Below are 17478 nucleotides of genomic sequence, written 5' to 3'. Positions count from 1 at the left end.
TAGAATAAATAATGAAAGAAGAGGAGTATAAAATGTCAAGAAAGCTTAACTGGGTATGTTCTATGAGTGTGTTTTTTTTGTTATCGTCATATTTCACTTTTCCAGTTCAAATTATTGCTCAAGAAGTACTAGAAGAAAATCTTGTGATTGAGAACTTCACAAAAACATCAGAAATAACTGAGACTAAAGAAGAGGCTAGCTCCATCAAGGAAATCACCAATGAATCTATGGTAGATTTTGAAAATAGTTTAGAAGAAGAAACAGGGTTGATTGATTTTGAGGATTTTGATTATGATCATGAAAATATTGGATCGGTTATTAAATCATCGGATTTGACCAGAAGTGATAGTACATTGCTGATTACGCTCAAAAGCACGGGGACTTTAACAGAAATGGATCAAGTGTTGACAGCAGCAAATTATGATGTAACAACTATAAAATCTATTACATTAGCGGGGGTAACAAGTCTTTCTGGAAGTATTATTCTGCACAGTGTGCTTGGAAAATATACTAGCCTGGAGTATTTTGAATTGAGGGATGTGGTATCTTTAGGAAATTATTCTTTGTCTGGTGCTTCAAGTATTGAACACTTATATTTGCCAAAAGCTGAGTCAATTGGAACCGGAGCTCTCAGGGGGATGAGTAATCTTAATAGACTAGAGGCACCAGAAGTTACATCTATTGGAAGTGGGAATTTTGATCAGGGATACAATAGATTGAATTATTTAATCACACCAAAATGGGGGAATATTGACCAAAATCTTTTTGATGATTATGCTAAGGGGACCTTACTAGAATTGTCTTCAGGCAGTTTTTCTTCTCCTGGGATGTCGGGAAGTGAATTCCAAGCTCTTAGAAAGCAAACCATAAATAGAGATCCTGGAAATAGTGCTTCGAGTATTGCTTATTCTGATGGTTATACTGTATTTATAAATGTCAGAGAATTGATAGTTCGTGATTTCTCTGAGCTAAGAAGTAATCAATTAAATGGATCCAGTGTTAGCGTAGTATCATTGTCAAGTGATTCTATAACAAGCGTAAATCTACAGGTGGGATTTGATAATTTGTCAAATATAGATTTTGATGAGCAGCTGACAGCTTTGTCATCTAGATCTTTTGCTGGTACACAGATAACTACGCTTAACTTGGCGAGCTTAAAATCGGTAAGCACAAACCAAATTTTGACTGACGCAACTGCACTTAAAGAAGTCTACTTACCTTCGCTTACAACATATACTTCAATTTCTAAATTTGACATACCATCCAATCTCAAATTTGTAGGACTTAGTAGTTCAAATATAGACATATTTAGAGGGTGGCTGTCCACTGTGAGTCCTAGTACTTTGTTTGCAGTAACAGATGAAATAACTTTACCTTTGAGAGATAGAGAAATACCGGCAGGTGAGACAGTGACATTGGAAGCAGATCTAAGCTCTTTTATGCTTAATGATAGCTTCGAAAACACGGAATTTTCAGCGGAATATACATGGTATTTTGAGGGAACAGAAGTCGGTGATGATGCTAGTTATACAATTTCAAATATGAATGAAAGTAATAGTGGTTCTTATAACTATCGCGTGAATATCAAAGGATCCACTGGGCTAAGCTTTTCAACTTCTTTAGAGTCCGAGAAAGCACAGGTCGGTTTAGAAGAAGAAGAAGTTTATTTTACATCGAATTTTTCAGTGAACTCTGTCGTGGGTGATTTACAGGAATTAGAAGTGCCTTTTAAAAGCAATGTGACAAATAGTAATTCCACTTTTACAATTTCTATTCCGGAATCTTTAAAAGTGGATGATGAAAATATTGAAATATATTTGACTAACTTTTCAAGCGTGGTCCCATTAGGCGTAACAGTGGTATTAGTCGATCAGGTTATTACAATTTCTAATTTTTCACTAATAGCTGGTGTTAACTATTACATTAATATACCTATCATGCCGATATCTTTAAGCGAGCAAACAGATGAAATAAAAGTTGAATTTTTAGGAAATAGTAGTCCCGTCGAAGTATTCGGAGAGGTCTCAATTGCCTCAGGGGAATTTAATGTATCAATTCCTAATCAAATTAATTTTGGAGAAGTTTCAATTGATTCATCGCACATTAATTCGAATATTGAGAAAATAGACCCCTTAAATATTGACGTTATTAGCTTTACGGGTATTGAAGAAACTTGGGAAATTATGGTTAGTGCGACACCTTTTAAAAATCAAGATGGAAAAGAAATTGATGAGAATATCATAAGACTAGTCTATCATCAAGATGAAGATGTAAAAAATTTATCCGATGAACTATTATTTTCTAAGGGATCCTTTACGGGGAAACTGTCATATGATTTTCAAACAAACTTATGGGAAAATAACTCTTTTATTATATCTCAGATGCAACATGAAGGATTCAAAATCTTTGTGGGAAATGAATACTATAAGTTAGAGGAAAAGCAGTTATATACTGCTGAAGTAAATTTTGCTATACAATATTCACCTTGATTAACTGTGTAAAATGCTTTTAAAAATTGGTTCTACAATGTTTTGTGTTGGTGGGAAATTTATGGATTTTCTACTGACACTTTTTTTGTAAAAAAGGATAGAAAAAGAGATAGCCTAACTGGTAGAATTTAGTCGTCTAAAATAAAACTACACCAAGAAAGGATATCTCCATGGAACATTGCACTAGGAAATTGTTAGGTTTAACAGATGAAAATTTATTCTTCGTAGAATAATGATTAGAGAAAGTAGAAGAAGAGGGGGGGGCGCACCAATCTTATTTATGCCAATCTTATCTGTAAACAAGCCATTGCCGTAAATTTAGTTTAAAGAATAAAGGGCAAATCATCAAGAATAGCTCACACAAAACAAAAAGCCAACTTTTGCATTATCGAGCAACCAAAACAGAATTACGCTTGGTACGTACGCGCTTTTACTGTAAAGAATGTCAGTCGACATTCAACGCTCAGACAAATTTGGTGGATGAAAACGGCTATCTTTCAAAGGAATTAAAGGTTCAAATTGCCTTGGAACTGGCGAAGAATACAACAAGAAAAGAAATTGCCGATCGCTATGTTGTCTCTGACGTAGCCGTTTTGCGTGTCCTGCACACCTGTTTAAAAATGTATCATCCTCGTTTTGATACGTTACCTTCGGTCCTTTTTTTGATGAGTTCAAATCAATGAAGTCCTGCAGCGGAAAAATGAGTTTTGTTTTTATGAATGGGCAGACCCAGCAATTGATCGGTGTATTGGAGAATCGTCGCCTTGCTTTCTTAAAACCATATTGCCTTAAATTCACTCGAAAAGCACGAGCGAACGTGAAATACGTTGTGATGGATATGAATGCCCCATATTTTGAACTTGTAAAGGCGGTCTTCCCAAACGCCGTAATCGTGACCTATCGCTTTCACATTGTCCAACAGATCACTCGTGTGTTAAACCATTTGCGAATCAAAATATTGAATAGCTTTCAAAAAATGAAACCGACAAAGTATTGACGAGTGAAAGAATTCTGGAAACTACTCCTTATGAGGCTGATGGGCCATCGAACATGGATATCATAGTGAAAAAGATCCTCTGGTTTGATTCCTAAGAGTTCGCCACAGCGCATCCTAGTTTTTAATACTAACCAAACAAGCACATGAAACTCATCCTCTGTATGCTAGATTACGTAGGTTTTAGTTCTTTTAAATCCATCATTGATAGGTAGTTATTCCTTTTCTCAAGCTCTTTTCCACGTGTCTTTACTAAACTAGCAAAATCAGTTACGAGATATCCTCGATCGTAGGCATCACGTAATGCCGTCTTTATTTTAAATAACACTTCATGAGTTGTTTTACGAGAATGTGTTTTTGCATAGTTATCAATTTTGAGTTGGACAACATTATCATTTAAATCTTTTAATTGAATGTCGCCAAATAACTTTTTGACAATTTGAGCTGTCCGTTGGTAATTTTGAAAGGTTGTTTCTTTTACATCGTTTCTCTTGATGCCGTAAATCTAATTTTCGAAGAAATCCGGAAAGCTTGTCTTCTGCTGCGCTAATTACTTTCCGTTTCCTTTTTCTAACCAATTTTCTAATGCCCAACGCTTTGCCACCTGTTTCGAATCAAATGTTTTAGTTAATTTTTTATGTTGACCATGCTTATAAAGTGGAATCTGTGCTTTAAATTTTTCCCTCTTTTAACAATACTAGGCATAGCTATCAAATCCTTTCAATAATGATGGTTGATAGATGCTAGTTGAATACTCTTTTATTGTAAATAGAGTTCAGTAATATATCAATCATCAGATGATTACACGAGATGTTCTTTTATAAATTGTGACAGGTCGGGGATTGTGTAGCGTTCTTGCTTGCCTATTATAAATCCACATAATTTATAATTTTGGCTCGATCTCGAGAAATGCAGAAGCTTGTTCTCGAGAGAGTAGATAGGGGGAATGATGATTGAATTCATTCATTTTTTATACTCCATTTAAAAATGTTATCGATGATATTTGTCTAACACTACTTAGGTTTTTGGATACCTTTCTTTTTCTTAAGCGTTAACTTACTTACAACATCAAACAAGGTCAGTTGTGTATGATCTATTAAATCAGGATAAGGATCACTACTTGAGTGAGCGGATAAGAGCACTTTAGATAGCTTTTCTGATAGTTAATTTTATCGTTGGAAACTACTTTCAGTGTCTTGACGATAATGATTTTCCTGTTTGGTTTATTTGTCTAAAGTTAATTCTTGGCAGACATCATCAAAGAATGCAACTTGAATCATTTGTTTATCTACTTTAAGAAACAGGAACCACATTCCCGCCAGCTGGTAGTAACTATCAAGGTTACTATCAAATGCTTTATTTAGTTGAAGTTAAAAAATCTAATAATTTATCGATAGTATTTAATTGTTGTTAAATTCGTCTATCAATAGTATTATTGTGAATCATGTAGAATTATATAGCTGTTATTTAAGAGAAATCATTTTAAATAAAATTTAGTCTATTATATATACATAATCACATTATCAAATTAAATTATTTAAATTGTTGTTAGGAGCAGGTAGATGGTTTTAGAGAAAAATATAAAAAGGTATTTAGATCTGATCACACAAGTATATTACGAAAAGAATCATAGTATGCATAAAAATACACTGAGGGATTCATTAGGAATATCAATTAAAACACTGGATTCGGACATAGAAAAAATTAATTATATATTTCATAAAGGTTTTATTTCTCAAAAAAACAATCAAATTGTTTTAAAATTGAATGCAAATGAAGGGTTAAAGCAAATTTATAAGAGCCTAATTAAAACATCAACAGTCGTCTCCTATTTTTTTGAAGTTTCTATGTATCATTTGACGTTGCCTGAAATCTACAATGATTTATATTTGAGTGAGTCTATGGAGTATAGATTGAGAAAATCATGGAATAATCATTTTGTAAAGAAAAATTACAATATAGCTTTTGTTTTTAATAATGAAACAAAAAAAATAGATCTAATTGGTGATGAAAATACCATAAGGTCACTCATGCGATATATGCTTTATGAATATCTAATAGAAGACGTCTATGATAACTTGCAGTATCGAGAAATTAAAGAAATAGTTGAATTAATATCAAATAAAAAGAAACTGAATATAAATTATGTTGCTAAGGACTTAATATCAGGCGCTCTTTTTATTTCTCTGATAAGAATTTCTCAAGGGTATAAGACAGATTTCAAATCAGATTCCACTCTTAAATCACTTTTTAAATTTATTTCTAAAGAACCTCAGATTGTTAAGAATATCAATAATATTTTTAATGTAGAAATATCTCTTGAAATTTTAAGTGATATTTTTTGTGGAAGATTATCTGATTTGATAAAATTGTTAGGTCTTAATCAAAAACGAATTGGATTAGAGAATAATAGAAAACTAGTATCATTTGTATCAGCATATTCTAAAAGTATTTATAAGAAAGATATTTATCTAAAAAAAAATGAAATACAGTTGTTAAAAGGTATATGTAATTTTTCTGATTTTCAAGTATCGCATTTTATTTATAGTCCACACGAGTTATATTGGAAATGGGTTGCTTCTGAAAAAGAAAAAGATGTATTCGATAAATTAATAATGTCGTACGGGATGACTTTTGAACTTCCAAATACTGAGAAGAAGATAGAATTTTTCTTTGCTCTGAATAATATGTTGAATTTTGATAATTTAGAACAAAGTGTTAATAACACCAAAATCTTGATAGTCAGTAGATATCCAACTTTTTATCAGAAACGTATTGAAACAGCTATAAATGATAGATATCATGAATTTGTAAATTTAGTAATATATGAAGATACTTTGAGTAATTTAGATGAACAAATTATTTCTTCATATGATTTTATCATATCAGAATTTAAGCTTTCGGTCTTTTTAGATAAACATATTTACTTCCCAGAGATACTTTCTAATGAGTTTATTGATAATTTAGATAATATTATCTTCCATTTCTGAGTAAAATATATAGACAATATTTTTTTTTAGATCTATGACATTTAGTGTTGATATAGAAAGACACAATTTCCATTGTGCTTTATGTCAATAACGACTAATGAATTTTGCAAAATTAAATCTGGGTCAGAATGAAAACTATTCTTGCTCAGATATTTTTGTTTAAATTGGATTGAGTATTCAAAAAGACTCTAATTCTCAATATCCTAAATGATTTAAATCCGATAAAAAGATAATAATATCTTGATATGTGAGATATTTACTTTTATTTTTCATTGATTAAGTATAAATTATCACATTGGTGATGCCTTCTTCATAGGTCAGAAGGTTTTGAAGCTTCTCCCGAAAACCGTCATCTAACGTTTCGGGAAGTTCTGCCAATAAGGAGAAAAATAAGTCAGGGTCTTTGTCTCGAAAGGCTTCAACTAATTCACGAAAAAAGGGATACGCCTCCTATAGGGGCGCAGAAAACTGAAGCAATCGATCAATCATCATTGCTTCAGTAAGAAATGGGTATTTTGGTGCTCGGAAACTTTTCCATGTTTTGTATTCATAATGGTTGATGTTTGCACGATTTTTTTTTTAAAAGCGCCAGTTCTTTTTCAGTTTTTCTGCCTGGCTTTTCTGTCCTGCTTTACGAAGTTCATTCATTTCACGGATTCACAACTCATTGAACGCTTGATTCATGTGTTTGACAATATGAAACCGATCAATCACTATTTTCGCTTTTGGCAGAACACGCTTGGTGAGCTGGAAGTAGGCGGCGTTCATGTCTGTCACCAAGAATTCTACTTCTTCTGGATTGGTACACCCTAAGAAATAGCTTTTTAATCGAGGTAATTTACGTGTAGGCAAAACATCAATTAATTTTCCTGTTTCGCCATCCGCGCAAATAAAGCTCATCTTATCTTCTATGGAAGCATGCGAACGAAATTCGTCAACCATCAATACTCTTGGGAGAATCTTCTTAGATTGCTTTGGTAAATAGCTTTTAAACTCTTTCAACATACGAATAACGGTGGTCAAAGATACCTGACAGTTTTTCGCAATAAAAGATAAAGATACTTTTTCAGTCAGTAAAGAAGCTATTTTATATCTAACATGATTTGCGATTGAATGTCTGGGTTTGACAAAATAACTTTGAGCAGTCCAATAAGTTCGGCAGTTTTTACAGATATAGCGCTGCTTTTTTAGGCGAATAACCATTGGCATATGATTGTAATGTTCAAAACGGACAATCATTTCCTTCTTCCCGTTTTTCACTACAATTACTTTTTCGTTACCATCTACCACGGTAGAACCACAACTTCTACAGACACAAGGAGCTGGCGAGAGAACAGCATCGAAGATCATTGTTTTTTCTTTATGAAAGGCCCTGTAAGAGACCTCTGTAATCATGAAATCTTTCTCTATTATTCTCAGTTTTTTTTGATAGAATCATTCATGTAGCATATAGTCCTCTCAGTTGTTTATTTTGTGATGATTTAATCATACTAGAGAACGATATGTTTTTTAATACCTAAAATAAAAATGGGACTGAATAATCAATTATGCTTCTGTAGTGAACCCAAAAAGTTAGACTTTTTCGGAGTTGAGAAAATGGCGTTTTCAAGAAAAACTGGACACTTAGTAAAGAGAATAAGTGAAATTTTTTTCAAAGTCTTTAGGAGATTTATTGTCCAGAGCAGAGTGTATGCGTTTCGTGTTATAGTAAGTTTCAATTTATTTAAATATCTCCATTCGAACCTGATCAATATCTCTAAATTGAGCGTCATTGATCAGCTCTCTTTTTATCGTTTTGTAAAAAGATTTCATTAAGACATTATCATAAGGGTTTCCTTTTCGGCTCATATTAGAGCGTGCTTTTTTTCTTAAAATCGATTGGAATTTAGTACTTGTGTATTGTGAGCCTTGATCAGTTTGAATAATTAAGCCTTGTTCAGGCTGCTGTTTTCCAAATGCTTGAAGAAAATAATCCGCAAGTAATTGATCTTTCATTCTAGGTGACATAGACCACCCAATAATTTTTCTCTCTCAGACATCAATAAATATAGATAAATAAAGTGTTTCCTTCTTTCAGAGAGACGTAGGTAATGTCTCCTAACCAAATTTTATTTTTTTCTGTTGCCTTAAACGTTTGATTAACAAGAATGGTTTTTGAGAATGATGGTGATTTCCGATTATAATACTTGTATTTGTAGGTACTGCATTTAGAATAAAGACCAAGTTAATGGAGAAGCTTTCCTACACGTTTTCGATTAACAAGAATTTCTTTTTTGTTTAATACTTTTGTTATTCGAATTGCTCTATACTTTCTATGATGTTTCTGGAAAATAGTAGCGATTTTTTTTCAAGAGTTCATTTTCTTTTTTCTTTTGGATGGTTCTATTTTAAGCAACTCATAAAAACCAGCTTTTGAATCGTTCAATGTCTGTTAAGCACTCCGGATATTCAACTCATTTTTGTGTTTTTTTAAGAACTGAAATCTTACTTCTTGTTTGGTTTCAAGAAGGCCTGAAACTTTTTTAACAAGTCTAAATCCTCTCTTAGGTAACGATTTTCTTGTTTGAGTTTCTTTATTTCAAAATGGTCATCAAAAAGTGCGCTCCATTTTTCAGGGAACGTATTTTCTCCATATTTTTCAACTTCTTGAACCCATCGATACCAGCTATTAGCGTGAACTTCTAGCTGTAGGCTAAATTCTTTAACAGAAAATCCTTCTTCTGTAACCATTTTTACAGCGGAGATTTTAAATGCTTTATCAAATGAACGTCTTGGCATAAGCTAGATCCTAGCTTTTCCTTGATTTTTTGTCTAGTTTATTATACCAACTCCAACCCCAGAAATTAGATTTTGGTCTAACTTCTGGGGGAGGTACATTCTTCAGTCCTATAAATTATAGAGTCAATTGAATAATTTGTAGAATTTGTTTACTTGATTATTTCTTTTTTTAAAAAAATTAGAAATAATAGAATTTCAAAAAAAATTTCTATAAGTTAAAATGTATTTAGTAGACTTCTTGAAGTAAAAAAAGCTCAAGTATATTATTAAAGACAATATTTTAGTCACTAAATAAAACTGAAGAATAGAGGGATAAATATGAACAATATAATTAATCAATCTTGGACTGATGGTAGATTGTATGAAGTAACTTTTACATCTGAAGTAAATGATATACTGTTTAGTAGAATGTGTGTGATCAACATTGATAAAAGTGAAACTGAACTTATTAATTGGTTTAATGCAAATTTAACCCAAATAAAAAACATCAATATAAATTATTTAGGTGATGTTTGGATAGAAAATAGTCGAATCCAACTTATATAGTTGGCATTTGTGGTGGCTTCATATAAGAGAAAAGAATTTCTATTTTAAATTTGTGTTAATAGTTACTGATAATATTTTTATATTTATAACTATGAACTAAGAAGAGTCAGTTTCTCTTACTTTTGGCTTAACAGCTGTTAATAAGCGTACTAAAAAAATATAAATAATCAATTTGAAAGCATAGAGTTAAAACATTGATGAGAATAATTTTGACTGATATATGTATAATAGCTCTTTAATCAAAGGGTTTGAATCAAGCAATTTAGATTCATCAGTCCTATAATTAGATACCAAAAAAGGCACTCCCTTTCGTCACGGTTAGGGAGTGCCATATGCCACAAGGATCTTACTAGAAAAGAAAATCAATTTAAGAGTCAAGATTACAAAAAAAGTGGATACGATAATCTATTAGTATCCTAAATTATGAATGATAGGAGTATGAGCTATGACAGATTATGAAAAATTAGTAAAGATTCTAAACGAGAAATTTAGTTGTATTAACTTCTAAAAGACTGAACGGCTAGAAGATAGTGCCTAGTATTTGGTCGATAAAACGGGAGAAATGTTCGTCCATTTCGAAGCAAATACAGAAAAAATTTGTTCGGCCGTAAAATCTACTGAATACAATTGGTCAAGATTCTCCTGCGCTAGAATTTGAACTCCTTCAATCCATTGATGCCATTCAGTACTTTACGACTATGCGAGACGAAGCAGAGGAGGAAGTCGCTCGATTAATGAGTGAAATCGATTCTCCTGTTATTACGATTCCTGGCATTAGTTTTAAATTAGGTAGTGTCATTCTTGCCGAAATTCGGGATATTAAGAATTTTCGTTCGCCAAATCAGTTGCTTGCTTATGCAGGTGCAGAACCTTCCGTCTCCACTTCTGGAATGAATCAAATAGAGACTGGCCGAATGGTCAAACGAGGATCTTCACAATTACGCTGGGCATTGCATGAGTCCGTCAGGATCATGTTTATTTGGTCGCCGTCTATGCGTGTCTATTTCCAGAAAAAACTATCGGAAGGAAAACACTATAATGTCGCAATCAGTCATGTTTTTCGGAAACTGGTGCGGATCATTTACCAATTACTGAAAGATAATGAACCTTATGAGGAGCAGAAAATGATCTTTAACTGATCTTTTCAAAAATTCCCTCTGCTTAGGATTTCTTTTTCATGCCTTCAAATCGCATCAAACTATGTTATTCAAACTTTTCATTTTGTGATTGACTTAATATAGTTTGTCTTTCTAACTCCCCGGATTTTTTAAGAGACCATTTTCCATTTCTAACCGTTTTATTTTGCGTTCTTGTTCAACCTGTCAATCACGCATTTTTTCTTCAGGTGTCCGACTGGAATTTGTTCCAGCTTAATGTCATCGGCGATCTTTTAGGTCGGCTTCGACGATTTCCTCATATTTTAGTACCCGATTACGTACCAACAGGTACTTGATAGCCGTTTTACCATAGTTATGATCATACTCAATACATATAGTAGAGAATTTCCTCTCGTTCTTTGAAGGTTATTTTTATTGATTGACTCATTTGACTTCCACCGCTTTCTGTTTTGAAGTTTCCATGAGTATTATATACCTCTATCCAATCTCGTAGTTGGTTAAAATGTCTTAGTCCGTATTTCTTAGTAATTTCCGAAAAACTCCCTAAACCATTTAGGTAATCATTTACAGCCTGAATCTTTGTTTCAATCGTATATTGTGTATTCTTCCGTCTTGCTAATAAGCCAGTAGGACACTATTCTCATAAAGCATAATCCAGTTCCTTAAAGCAGGCGGACTAATGCCTGCAGTGCGAGCTAGGCTGGTCATACTGTCTTCACCATTCAAATAGCTCTCTACTAGTTCTACTCGTTTTTTCTGGAGTGAGTTTCATCTTTCTTTTTGGCATACAAAATACCTCCTATACAGGACTTTTATATTTCAGTGTCCTATATAGGGGGGGCATATCATAGAATCTATCGGAGGTCTTTTTTTATTCTTGAAAAATTTCCTTAAAGAAGGTAGAATTAGTTTATCCTAACATTTAGAACCTTTCGTTCTAACTCTCTGAGCCCGATCATGAATGGTCGGGCTTTTTCATGCTATAATCAATTTCAAAAGATTTGGGAAAAATTTTTAGGAGAGACGATACTATGATTAAGGGTTATTATCTTTTTAATACTAATTCGGGTTGTACGGAAATGAACGGTTGGAGAATCACAATCTGCTATGTGCCGATCGAATGATAACGAAAATAAATTCGATTGAAGTACACGATACAAAAAAATAACTTTTGCTGAAAATGGCTTTGATGACATAATCAACGTCGGAAAAAAATTCTAAGCGTTAGAAATTAATGAAAATAAGTGTTCTACAGAATATTTAATTGGAATACTTATCATGAATCTTTCATTGATTAAGCTGCCTATTATAATCGATAAAAAAAGATAGTCACTGGATTTAACGAGAGAGAAATAAGATGTTTATTATCAAAGGAATATAGACTTAATTAATTATTTAATAGTAGGGATTACTTTTTACATAGTAGTGAGAAATACTTTGAGATTAAACAGATACAAATACTATTAGAGCGTTCAGAGGGTAAAAACTTCTAGACGCTCTTTTTTATTTATTAAAGCGCAAAGAATTAGGTACAAAAATAGCTGTCATAGATCAACAGGTTACCCTGAAATTGATTAAAAAATCAGAATGATATATATAAAAACGTTAAAAAATATTAGAGAAACTTTTTACAATTTTTCCTTTTATATCCATTTTTCAAAAAAGTATACTTAGTTGTAAAAATTGAATTTGGGATTGTTTTGTTTAAAGATATAATTAATTTGTTTCTATTGGATCGACAAATTAATTTAAAGGAGAATCAGTATATGATACATAAAAAATTGATTTCAAGTACGGTTTTTTTGACGATGCTAGGTTTTATCGGAGGGAGTGCAGTGAATGTTGCTGCACAAGAAGTTTCTTCACAAGAGATTTTATCTGTTATGGATATTACAGATCCTGAAGCGCCACCAGTTGATGGTGGAGAAGATGGTGATGGAGTAGTTAACCATGAAGATCCTTCGAATCCTTGAGAAATCAGTATTTCCGAAGTTACTGATTGGAACTTTGGTACGCTAGAAAACTATGATCCCAGTTTAGGCGCTTCTATGGTAGCTGTGAGAGCAGAAAATAATACTTTCAATCATATTGGTGTGGATGACAAGAGAGAAGATGCTGGAGCGGCTGGGTTTACGACGCTCTCCTTAGGAGAGGGTGAATTGAGAATTCCAAAACATCAAAATATTGCTGAAGGAGAAAAATACACTTCAGTTATTACATGGGATTTAACTGCAGAACGGGCCTAATAACAACGAAATGGGTGTGAGGATTCCTATCTTGGTATCAATTTTTAAAAATTTTATACATAAAAAAGGTTAGAAAGTAGTGTGATTGAGATGGAAGTTTTAAGAGGAAATATTACCCGTCGATTTAAAAGCCTTGTTCTTTCCAGTTTGTTTTTTTTTCCAATCAAAGTATCTGGATCTGAACAATCGCATGCCACCTTTAAAGTGGAAAAAGTTGGCCCTGTTGAGCAGTCAGGTGATCAACTAACAAGCTCTTTACCAGCAATGAATGAGATAAATAATATGTATTTAGTTTTATTAGGAATGCTCTTGCTTTTACTGGGCATTGTTTTTATGAAATTCAAGAAAGGGGATTTATATGAAAAATAGATTACTTATGGGCATTGTTTTTTTACTTTTGTTTTTTTCTTCTGTCTGTGGTCTACACGAAGTGCACGCGGAAGAGAATATGTCGCCTAATTTTACTGTAAATGCGAACCTTCCAGAAAATCAACTAGAGAATATTACAGGTTATTTTCATGTAGCTCTTACCCCCGGTCAAGACCAGCACCTTACGGTTGATATTACAAATACGACCAACGAGGTCATTACGGTCATTCCCTCTTTAGCAACTGCTACGACCAACTCAAATGGTGTCATAAGTTATAAAGAAACTGGTGACGCTAATGATGAGAGTCTTTTGATTGATTTTAAGGTAATTTCTAGATTGTCAGATACAGAAATTGTTTTAGACTCTTTTGAAACAAAGACAGTTACTATTTTTGTGGAAATACCTGAACCAGCGATTGAAGGGCAACTTCTTGGCGGGGTATCATTTGAAGAAAAGCATTCTGAGCAAAACGAAGAGAGTTCGGCGATGGTTGTAAATCGATTTTCTTATAATGTCGCTGTGATGATCGAAATAGGTGATGAAATGCCAGAAAATGAGCTCCAGTTAAACGAAGTTTTTGCGGACCAACGTTCGGGATTTAATTACATTGAAGCAAAGCTACAAAATACTGCAGAAAGAATGATCTCTTCTTTAGCTGTAGAAGCAACTATTTCTCGTTTTGGCGAAGAAACGCCGATGTACATTAGTAATCGAACTGGTTTAAAAATGGCACCTAATTCCAATTTTAATTATGGGATTGATTTGCAGCAGACCCCTATTCAACCTGGGGAGTATACTATTCACTTGATGATTGAAGCAGATGATAAAATATATGAGTTTGAAAAAGCATTTATGGTTACATCAGAAGAAGCGAATCACTTAAATGAGTCCGCTGTGTTGGTTGAAACGCCAAATAATTCTAACTTAATCATAGTGATCAGTCTAGCAAGTGGCGTGTTGGTTCTAATCATATGCCTAACTGTTGGAAAAAAAATGAAGGCAAGGAAATAAAAAAACGGGAGGATGGAAAGTGGTTGATATTAATGATCGAAAACAATATATTCTTGAGTGGCATAGTATTTTCAATGAATTAAAGATAAACAAGTATCCTGTTTTAAGCATGTACATCAAGGATTTGTTTATTGAATTAGAATATTACGAAGAACATCTTACGAAAGAAAATCTTTGGCGAACACTTCCTAAAATGATTGGGGTCGATTCAAAATTAAATATCTTACAATCACTAATAAAAGTGGATGAGACTTTTTTATTAAAGGAAACACAAATTTTGGAGATCGTAGAAAAAGATTATGTATCTTATACCAAAGAAGCCTTTGGCTTTAAGTTAAATGAAACCCCTCATTTCTCGCTCCTATTTAATGTTAAATAAATGAAAATCCCACTGAAAGGAGGGAAAGTATTATGAGAAAAACAAGCAAATATCTCACTCATTTCAGTATCTTTTTGATACTAGGAACATATGGTGTCAGCCCTATTCAAGTTAGCGCACAAGATGCTATAGCGCAAGAAGTAATTTCTGAACAAGTTTTAGAAGAGACACAGCAAATAGCGAATGAAACTTACCCAGAATATGAAGAATTAGATAAATCAAGTGATTTAGAAGAAAAAAGCAAATCAGATTTAGCTCCTGAAATGAGTAATGATGGAGACGAAGGAGTTTTGTTTCCGGAAGAGTTGATAGATGACTCAGCAGATGCTTCTGAAATTGAGGATGATGAGGAAACTGATAGTTTAGATGTATACAATACTGAGGGATATTCTCATATAGAATCATCCCCGGGAATAGTAGTAGTGACAACACCAAGCGATGCGACAATCGAAACTTTGGTAGATTATTTGGATATTTATTTTCAAAGTACAGATATTAAAAAATTAACCATTTACGGTATGATTAATACTGGAGTGAATGAGAAATATAGCCAAACATTTGGATTGTCTAAATATACAGGACTCACTTACTTAGAGATCGTTGATTTGGAAGTTGTTGGAGATGGGGCTCTTTTATTCCTTTCAAATTTGATTGAGATTTACCTTCCGAAAGTAACTACGATAGGTCATTTAGCATTTTGGAATAATAGTTTTATGTTAAAACTTGATGCGCCGTTAGTTGAGGTAGTAGGAACAAATGCATTCTATGGTGTGACTAATTTAGAAGTCTTAATTGCGCCTAGTTGGCATAATATAGAAATAGGAAGTGGATTTTTGGAGGGCTGGGGACCGACCGCTAGTCTTAAGGAGATATCTACGGGATATTTTAGTGTAGGTTTCCCTCTAAATATCTTTCCGAATCTAAATAAGCAAACTTTACATGGTTTTTTTTCTACGGAGCTCGTTCCTCAGCAATATATAATTTTTGAAAATGTAACTGAATTGGTAGTTTCTGGACTAACTACTATTACGTCATCAACTGTTGCAGGTGACTTTTCAAATGTTAAATCTATTTCTAGTGATACCCTTACAGGAGTAAATTTGTCAGGTTTTACCAGTTTAGAAAATATTGATTTTGATGAAGAATTAGTTCTACTATGGGAAAATAGTTTTTCAGGAACAAAGATTGAAACTTTAAGATTGTCGAGTTTGCGAAATAACGTAGACGCGAACGCATTTGTAGGAGCAGAGCATCTTAAAGAAATCTATCTTCCTAATATAAATGCCGCAAATGCTGCTGGACTTGTGAACTTACCAGGTAATGTAGACATTGTAGGAACGACTAGTACTAGATTAATAGATTTTCAAAACGCATTAGATGCTAATCCTCATGTTCTATTCGCAGCTACAGAGTCTAATGAATCGCTTCCTTTTGATGATAAACAAATTAAAGTTGGGGGAGCAGAAACTCTTACATCAGATTTTAGTAGCTATATTTTAAATGAAGATGTTTCACAGACCGCGTTTGAGCTGAATCAAAACTGGTTTTTTGAAAATGAGCTAATTGGAAACTCAGAGACTTATGCAATTAGGAATATGAACCAAAGTAATGTTGGGACGTATCATTACTCCGTAAACATAATACCCACAGAAGAAGGGTCGTATTATGGAAGTAGAGAGTCAAGAAAAGCACAGATTGGTATTGTCAATGAAATCAGTTTTACATCGGATTTTTCAGTAAACTCTGTTGTTGGTGAGCTACAAAATCTGGAAATACTCTTTTCGAGCAATGTGACGAGTGTGAGTTCAAGTTTTAAAATTGTTGTTCCAGAGTCACTGAAAGTAGATGATGCAAATATAGAACTATACTTGGATAATGTCTCGTCCTCTATACCAATGGGAGCTACAGTGGCAATAGAAGACCGTGTTGTAACTATTACTAATGTTCCGTTAATATCTGGTTTTAATTATCATATCAATATACCGATTATGCCGATTGCAGTAAGTGAAGAGAATGAAGAAATAAAAATTGATTTCTTGGGTAACTTTGATCCTGTGGGATTATCAGGGGAGGTAATGATTACACCTGGAGAATTCAACGTATCTATTCCTGATCAAATAAATTTTGAAGAAACATTTTTGGACTTCTCTTCTGTACAATCAACAATTCAGAAAGTAAATCCTTTAGATATAGAGATTACTAGTTTCACTGCGCAAGAAGAATCTTGGGAAATTATGGTTAGTGCTACACCATTTATGAACACTGAAAACCAAGAGGTTGGAGAAGAAGCTATACGCCTTGTTTATAAAGAAAATGGAGATATGTATAGCCTATCAGAAGAAATATCATTGGCAACGGGATCTTTTTCTGGAAAATTAGACTATGATTTTCAGACAGATGCATGGTCAAACACTTCGCATGCTTTGACAGAGTTAGAAGAAGAAGGCTTCCATGTTCTAGTTGGAAATGATTATTATAAGTTGGAGAGTCAGCAAACTTATAAGACGGAAGTAAACTTCACAATCCAGTACTCACCATAGTAAATACCGTACAGGAA

Annotated in this window: 13 protein-coding genes and 3 pseudogenes; 11 read left to right on the top strand and 5 right to left on the bottom strand. The window is 33.2% G+C overall.

Annotated features, from left to right (window positions below):
- Nucleotides 1-32: 32 nt before the first annotated feature.
- The 3 genes from IGI88_RS02915 to IGI88_RS02905 all read left to right on the top strand — a co-directional run bounded on the left by IGI88_RS02915 (nucleotide 33) and on the right by IGI88_RS02905 (nucleotide 3486).
- Nucleotides 33-2489, top strand: a complete 2457-nt coding sequence (locus IGI88_RS02915) for a leucine-rich repeat protein (protein ID WP_429960170.1) — start codon at nucleotides 33-35, stop codon at nucleotides 2487-2489.
- Nucleotides 2490-2869: 380 nt separating this feature from the next.
- On the top strand, nucleotides 2870-3172 hold the full coding sequence (locus IGI88_RS02910; RefSeq protein ID WP_429960169.1) for a hypothetical protein: 303 nt from the start codon (nucleotides 2870-2872) through the stop codon (nucleotides 3170-3172).
- Nucleotides 3173-3204: 32 nt separating this feature from the next.
- Nucleotides 3205-3486 (top strand): transposase, encoded by a 282-nt coding sequence (locus IGI88_RS02905; protein WP_429960168.1) that lies wholly within the window; start codon nucleotides 3205-3207, stop codon nucleotides 3484-3486.
- Between the two features lie 169 nt (nucleotides 3487-3655).
- Here IGI88_RS02905 and IGI88_RS02900 read toward each other — a convergent pair whose 3' ends face one another.
- Entirely contained in the window at nucleotides 3656-3922 is a 267-nt protein-coding gene (locus IGI88_RS02900) for a hypothetical protein (RefSeq protein WP_429960837.1), read from the bottom strand.
- A 1123-nt stretch (nucleotides 3923-5045) separates the two neighbouring features.
- Between IGI88_RS02900 and IGI88_RS02895 the strand changes: the two genes are divergently transcribed.
- Nucleotides 5046-6473: a hypothetical protein gene (locus IGI88_RS02895; protein ID WP_429960167.1), complete on the top strand. Its 1428-nt coding sequence runs from the start codon at nucleotides 5046-5048 to the stop codon at nucleotides 6471-6473.
- Nucleotides 6474-6618: 145 nt separating this feature from the next.
- Here the strand turns inward: IGI88_RS02895 and IGI88_RS02890 are convergent.
- Both IGI88_RS02890 and IGI88_RS02885 read right to left on the bottom strand, forming a co-directional pair.
- A pseudogene (locus IGI88_RS02890) lies at nucleotides 6619-7915 on the bottom strand (ISL3 family transposase).
- 181 nt (nucleotides 7916-8096) lie between these two features.
- Nucleotides 8097-9251: pseudogene (locus IGI88_RS02885) on the bottom strand (IS3 family transposase).
- 1280 nt (nucleotides 9252-10531) lie between these two features.
- Between IGI88_RS02885 and IGI88_RS02880 the strand changes: the two are divergent.
- A complete protein-coding gene (locus IGI88_RS02880) occupies nucleotides 10532-10936 on the top strand; it encodes a transposase (RefSeq protein ID WP_429960166.1) in 405 nt (134 codons plus the stop codon).
- Between the two features lie 343 nt (nucleotides 10937-11279).
- On the opposite strand, the gene IGI88_RS02875 is transcribed toward IGI88_RS02880, so the two are convergent.
- Together IGI88_RS02875 and IGI88_RS02870 are read right to left on the bottom strand one after the other, a co-directional pair.
- A complete protein-coding gene (locus IGI88_RS02875; protein ID WP_429960836.1) occupies nucleotides 11280-11492 on the bottom strand; it encodes a helix-turn-helix domain-containing protein in 213 nt (70 codons plus the stop codon).
- Nucleotides 11493-11530: 38 nt separating this feature from the next.
- Nucleotides 11531-11656: pseudogene (locus IGI88_RS02870) on the bottom strand (hypothetical protein); the annotation flags it as partial.
- Nucleotides 11657-12681: 1025 nt separating this feature from the next.
- Between IGI88_RS02870 and IGI88_RS02865 the strand changes: the two are divergent.
- The 6 genes from IGI88_RS02865 to IGI88_RS02840 all read left to right on the top strand — a co-directional run bounded on the left by IGI88_RS02865 (nucleotide 12682) and on the right by IGI88_RS02840 (nucleotide 17461).
- Nucleotides 12682-12888, top strand: a complete 207-nt coding sequence (locus IGI88_RS02865) for a hypothetical protein (RefSeq protein WP_429960165.1) — start codon at nucleotides 12682-12684, stop codon at nucleotides 12886-12888.
- A 75-nt stretch (nucleotides 12889-12963) separates the two neighbouring features.
- Nucleotides 12964-13161 carry a hypothetical protein gene (locus IGI88_RS02860; RefSeq protein ID WP_429960164.1) on the top strand — a complete coding sequence of 66 codons (198 nt, stop codon included), beginning with the start codon at nucleotides 12964-12966 and terminating at the stop codon, nucleotides 13159-13161.
- A gap of 90 nt (nucleotides 13162-13251) precedes the next feature.
- A complete protein-coding gene (locus IGI88_RS02855; RefSeq protein ID WP_429960163.1) occupies nucleotides 13252-13530 on the top strand; it encodes an LPXTG cell wall anchor domain-containing protein in 279 nt (92 codons plus the stop codon).
- Nucleotides 13520-14542 carry a DUF916 and DUF3324 domain-containing protein gene (locus IGI88_RS02850; protein ID WP_429960162.1) on the top strand — a complete coding sequence of 341 codons (1023 nt, stop codon included), beginning with the start codon at nucleotides 13520-13522 and terminating at the stop codon, nucleotides 14540-14542. Before IGI88_RS02855 ends, IGI88_RS02850 begins: the two co-directional genes overlap by 11 nt.
- A gap of 19 nt (nucleotides 14543-14561) precedes the next feature.
- Complete coding sequence (locus IGI88_RS02845) at nucleotides 14562-14921, top strand: DUF7006 family protein (RefSeq protein ID WP_429960161.1); 360 nt, start codon at nucleotides 14562-14564, stop codon at nucleotides 14919-14921.
- 32 nt (nucleotides 14922-14953) lie between these two features.
- Nucleotides 14954-17461 (top strand): leucine-rich repeat protein, encoded by a 2508-nt coding sequence (locus IGI88_RS02840; RefSeq protein ID WP_429960160.1) that lies wholly within the window; start codon nucleotides 14954-14956, stop codon nucleotides 17459-17461.
- Nucleotides 17462-17478: the final 17 nt, after the last annotated feature.

The organism is Enterococcus sp. AZ179 (assembly GCF_050498885.1).
GTDB classification, from domain to species: Bacteria; Bacillota; Bacilli; order Lactobacillales; family Enterococcaceae; genus Enterococcus_D; species Enterococcus_D entomosocium.
The sequence above is the reverse complement of the archived record's forward strand: the minus strand, read 5'-3'. Positions and strand labels throughout refer to the sequence as shown.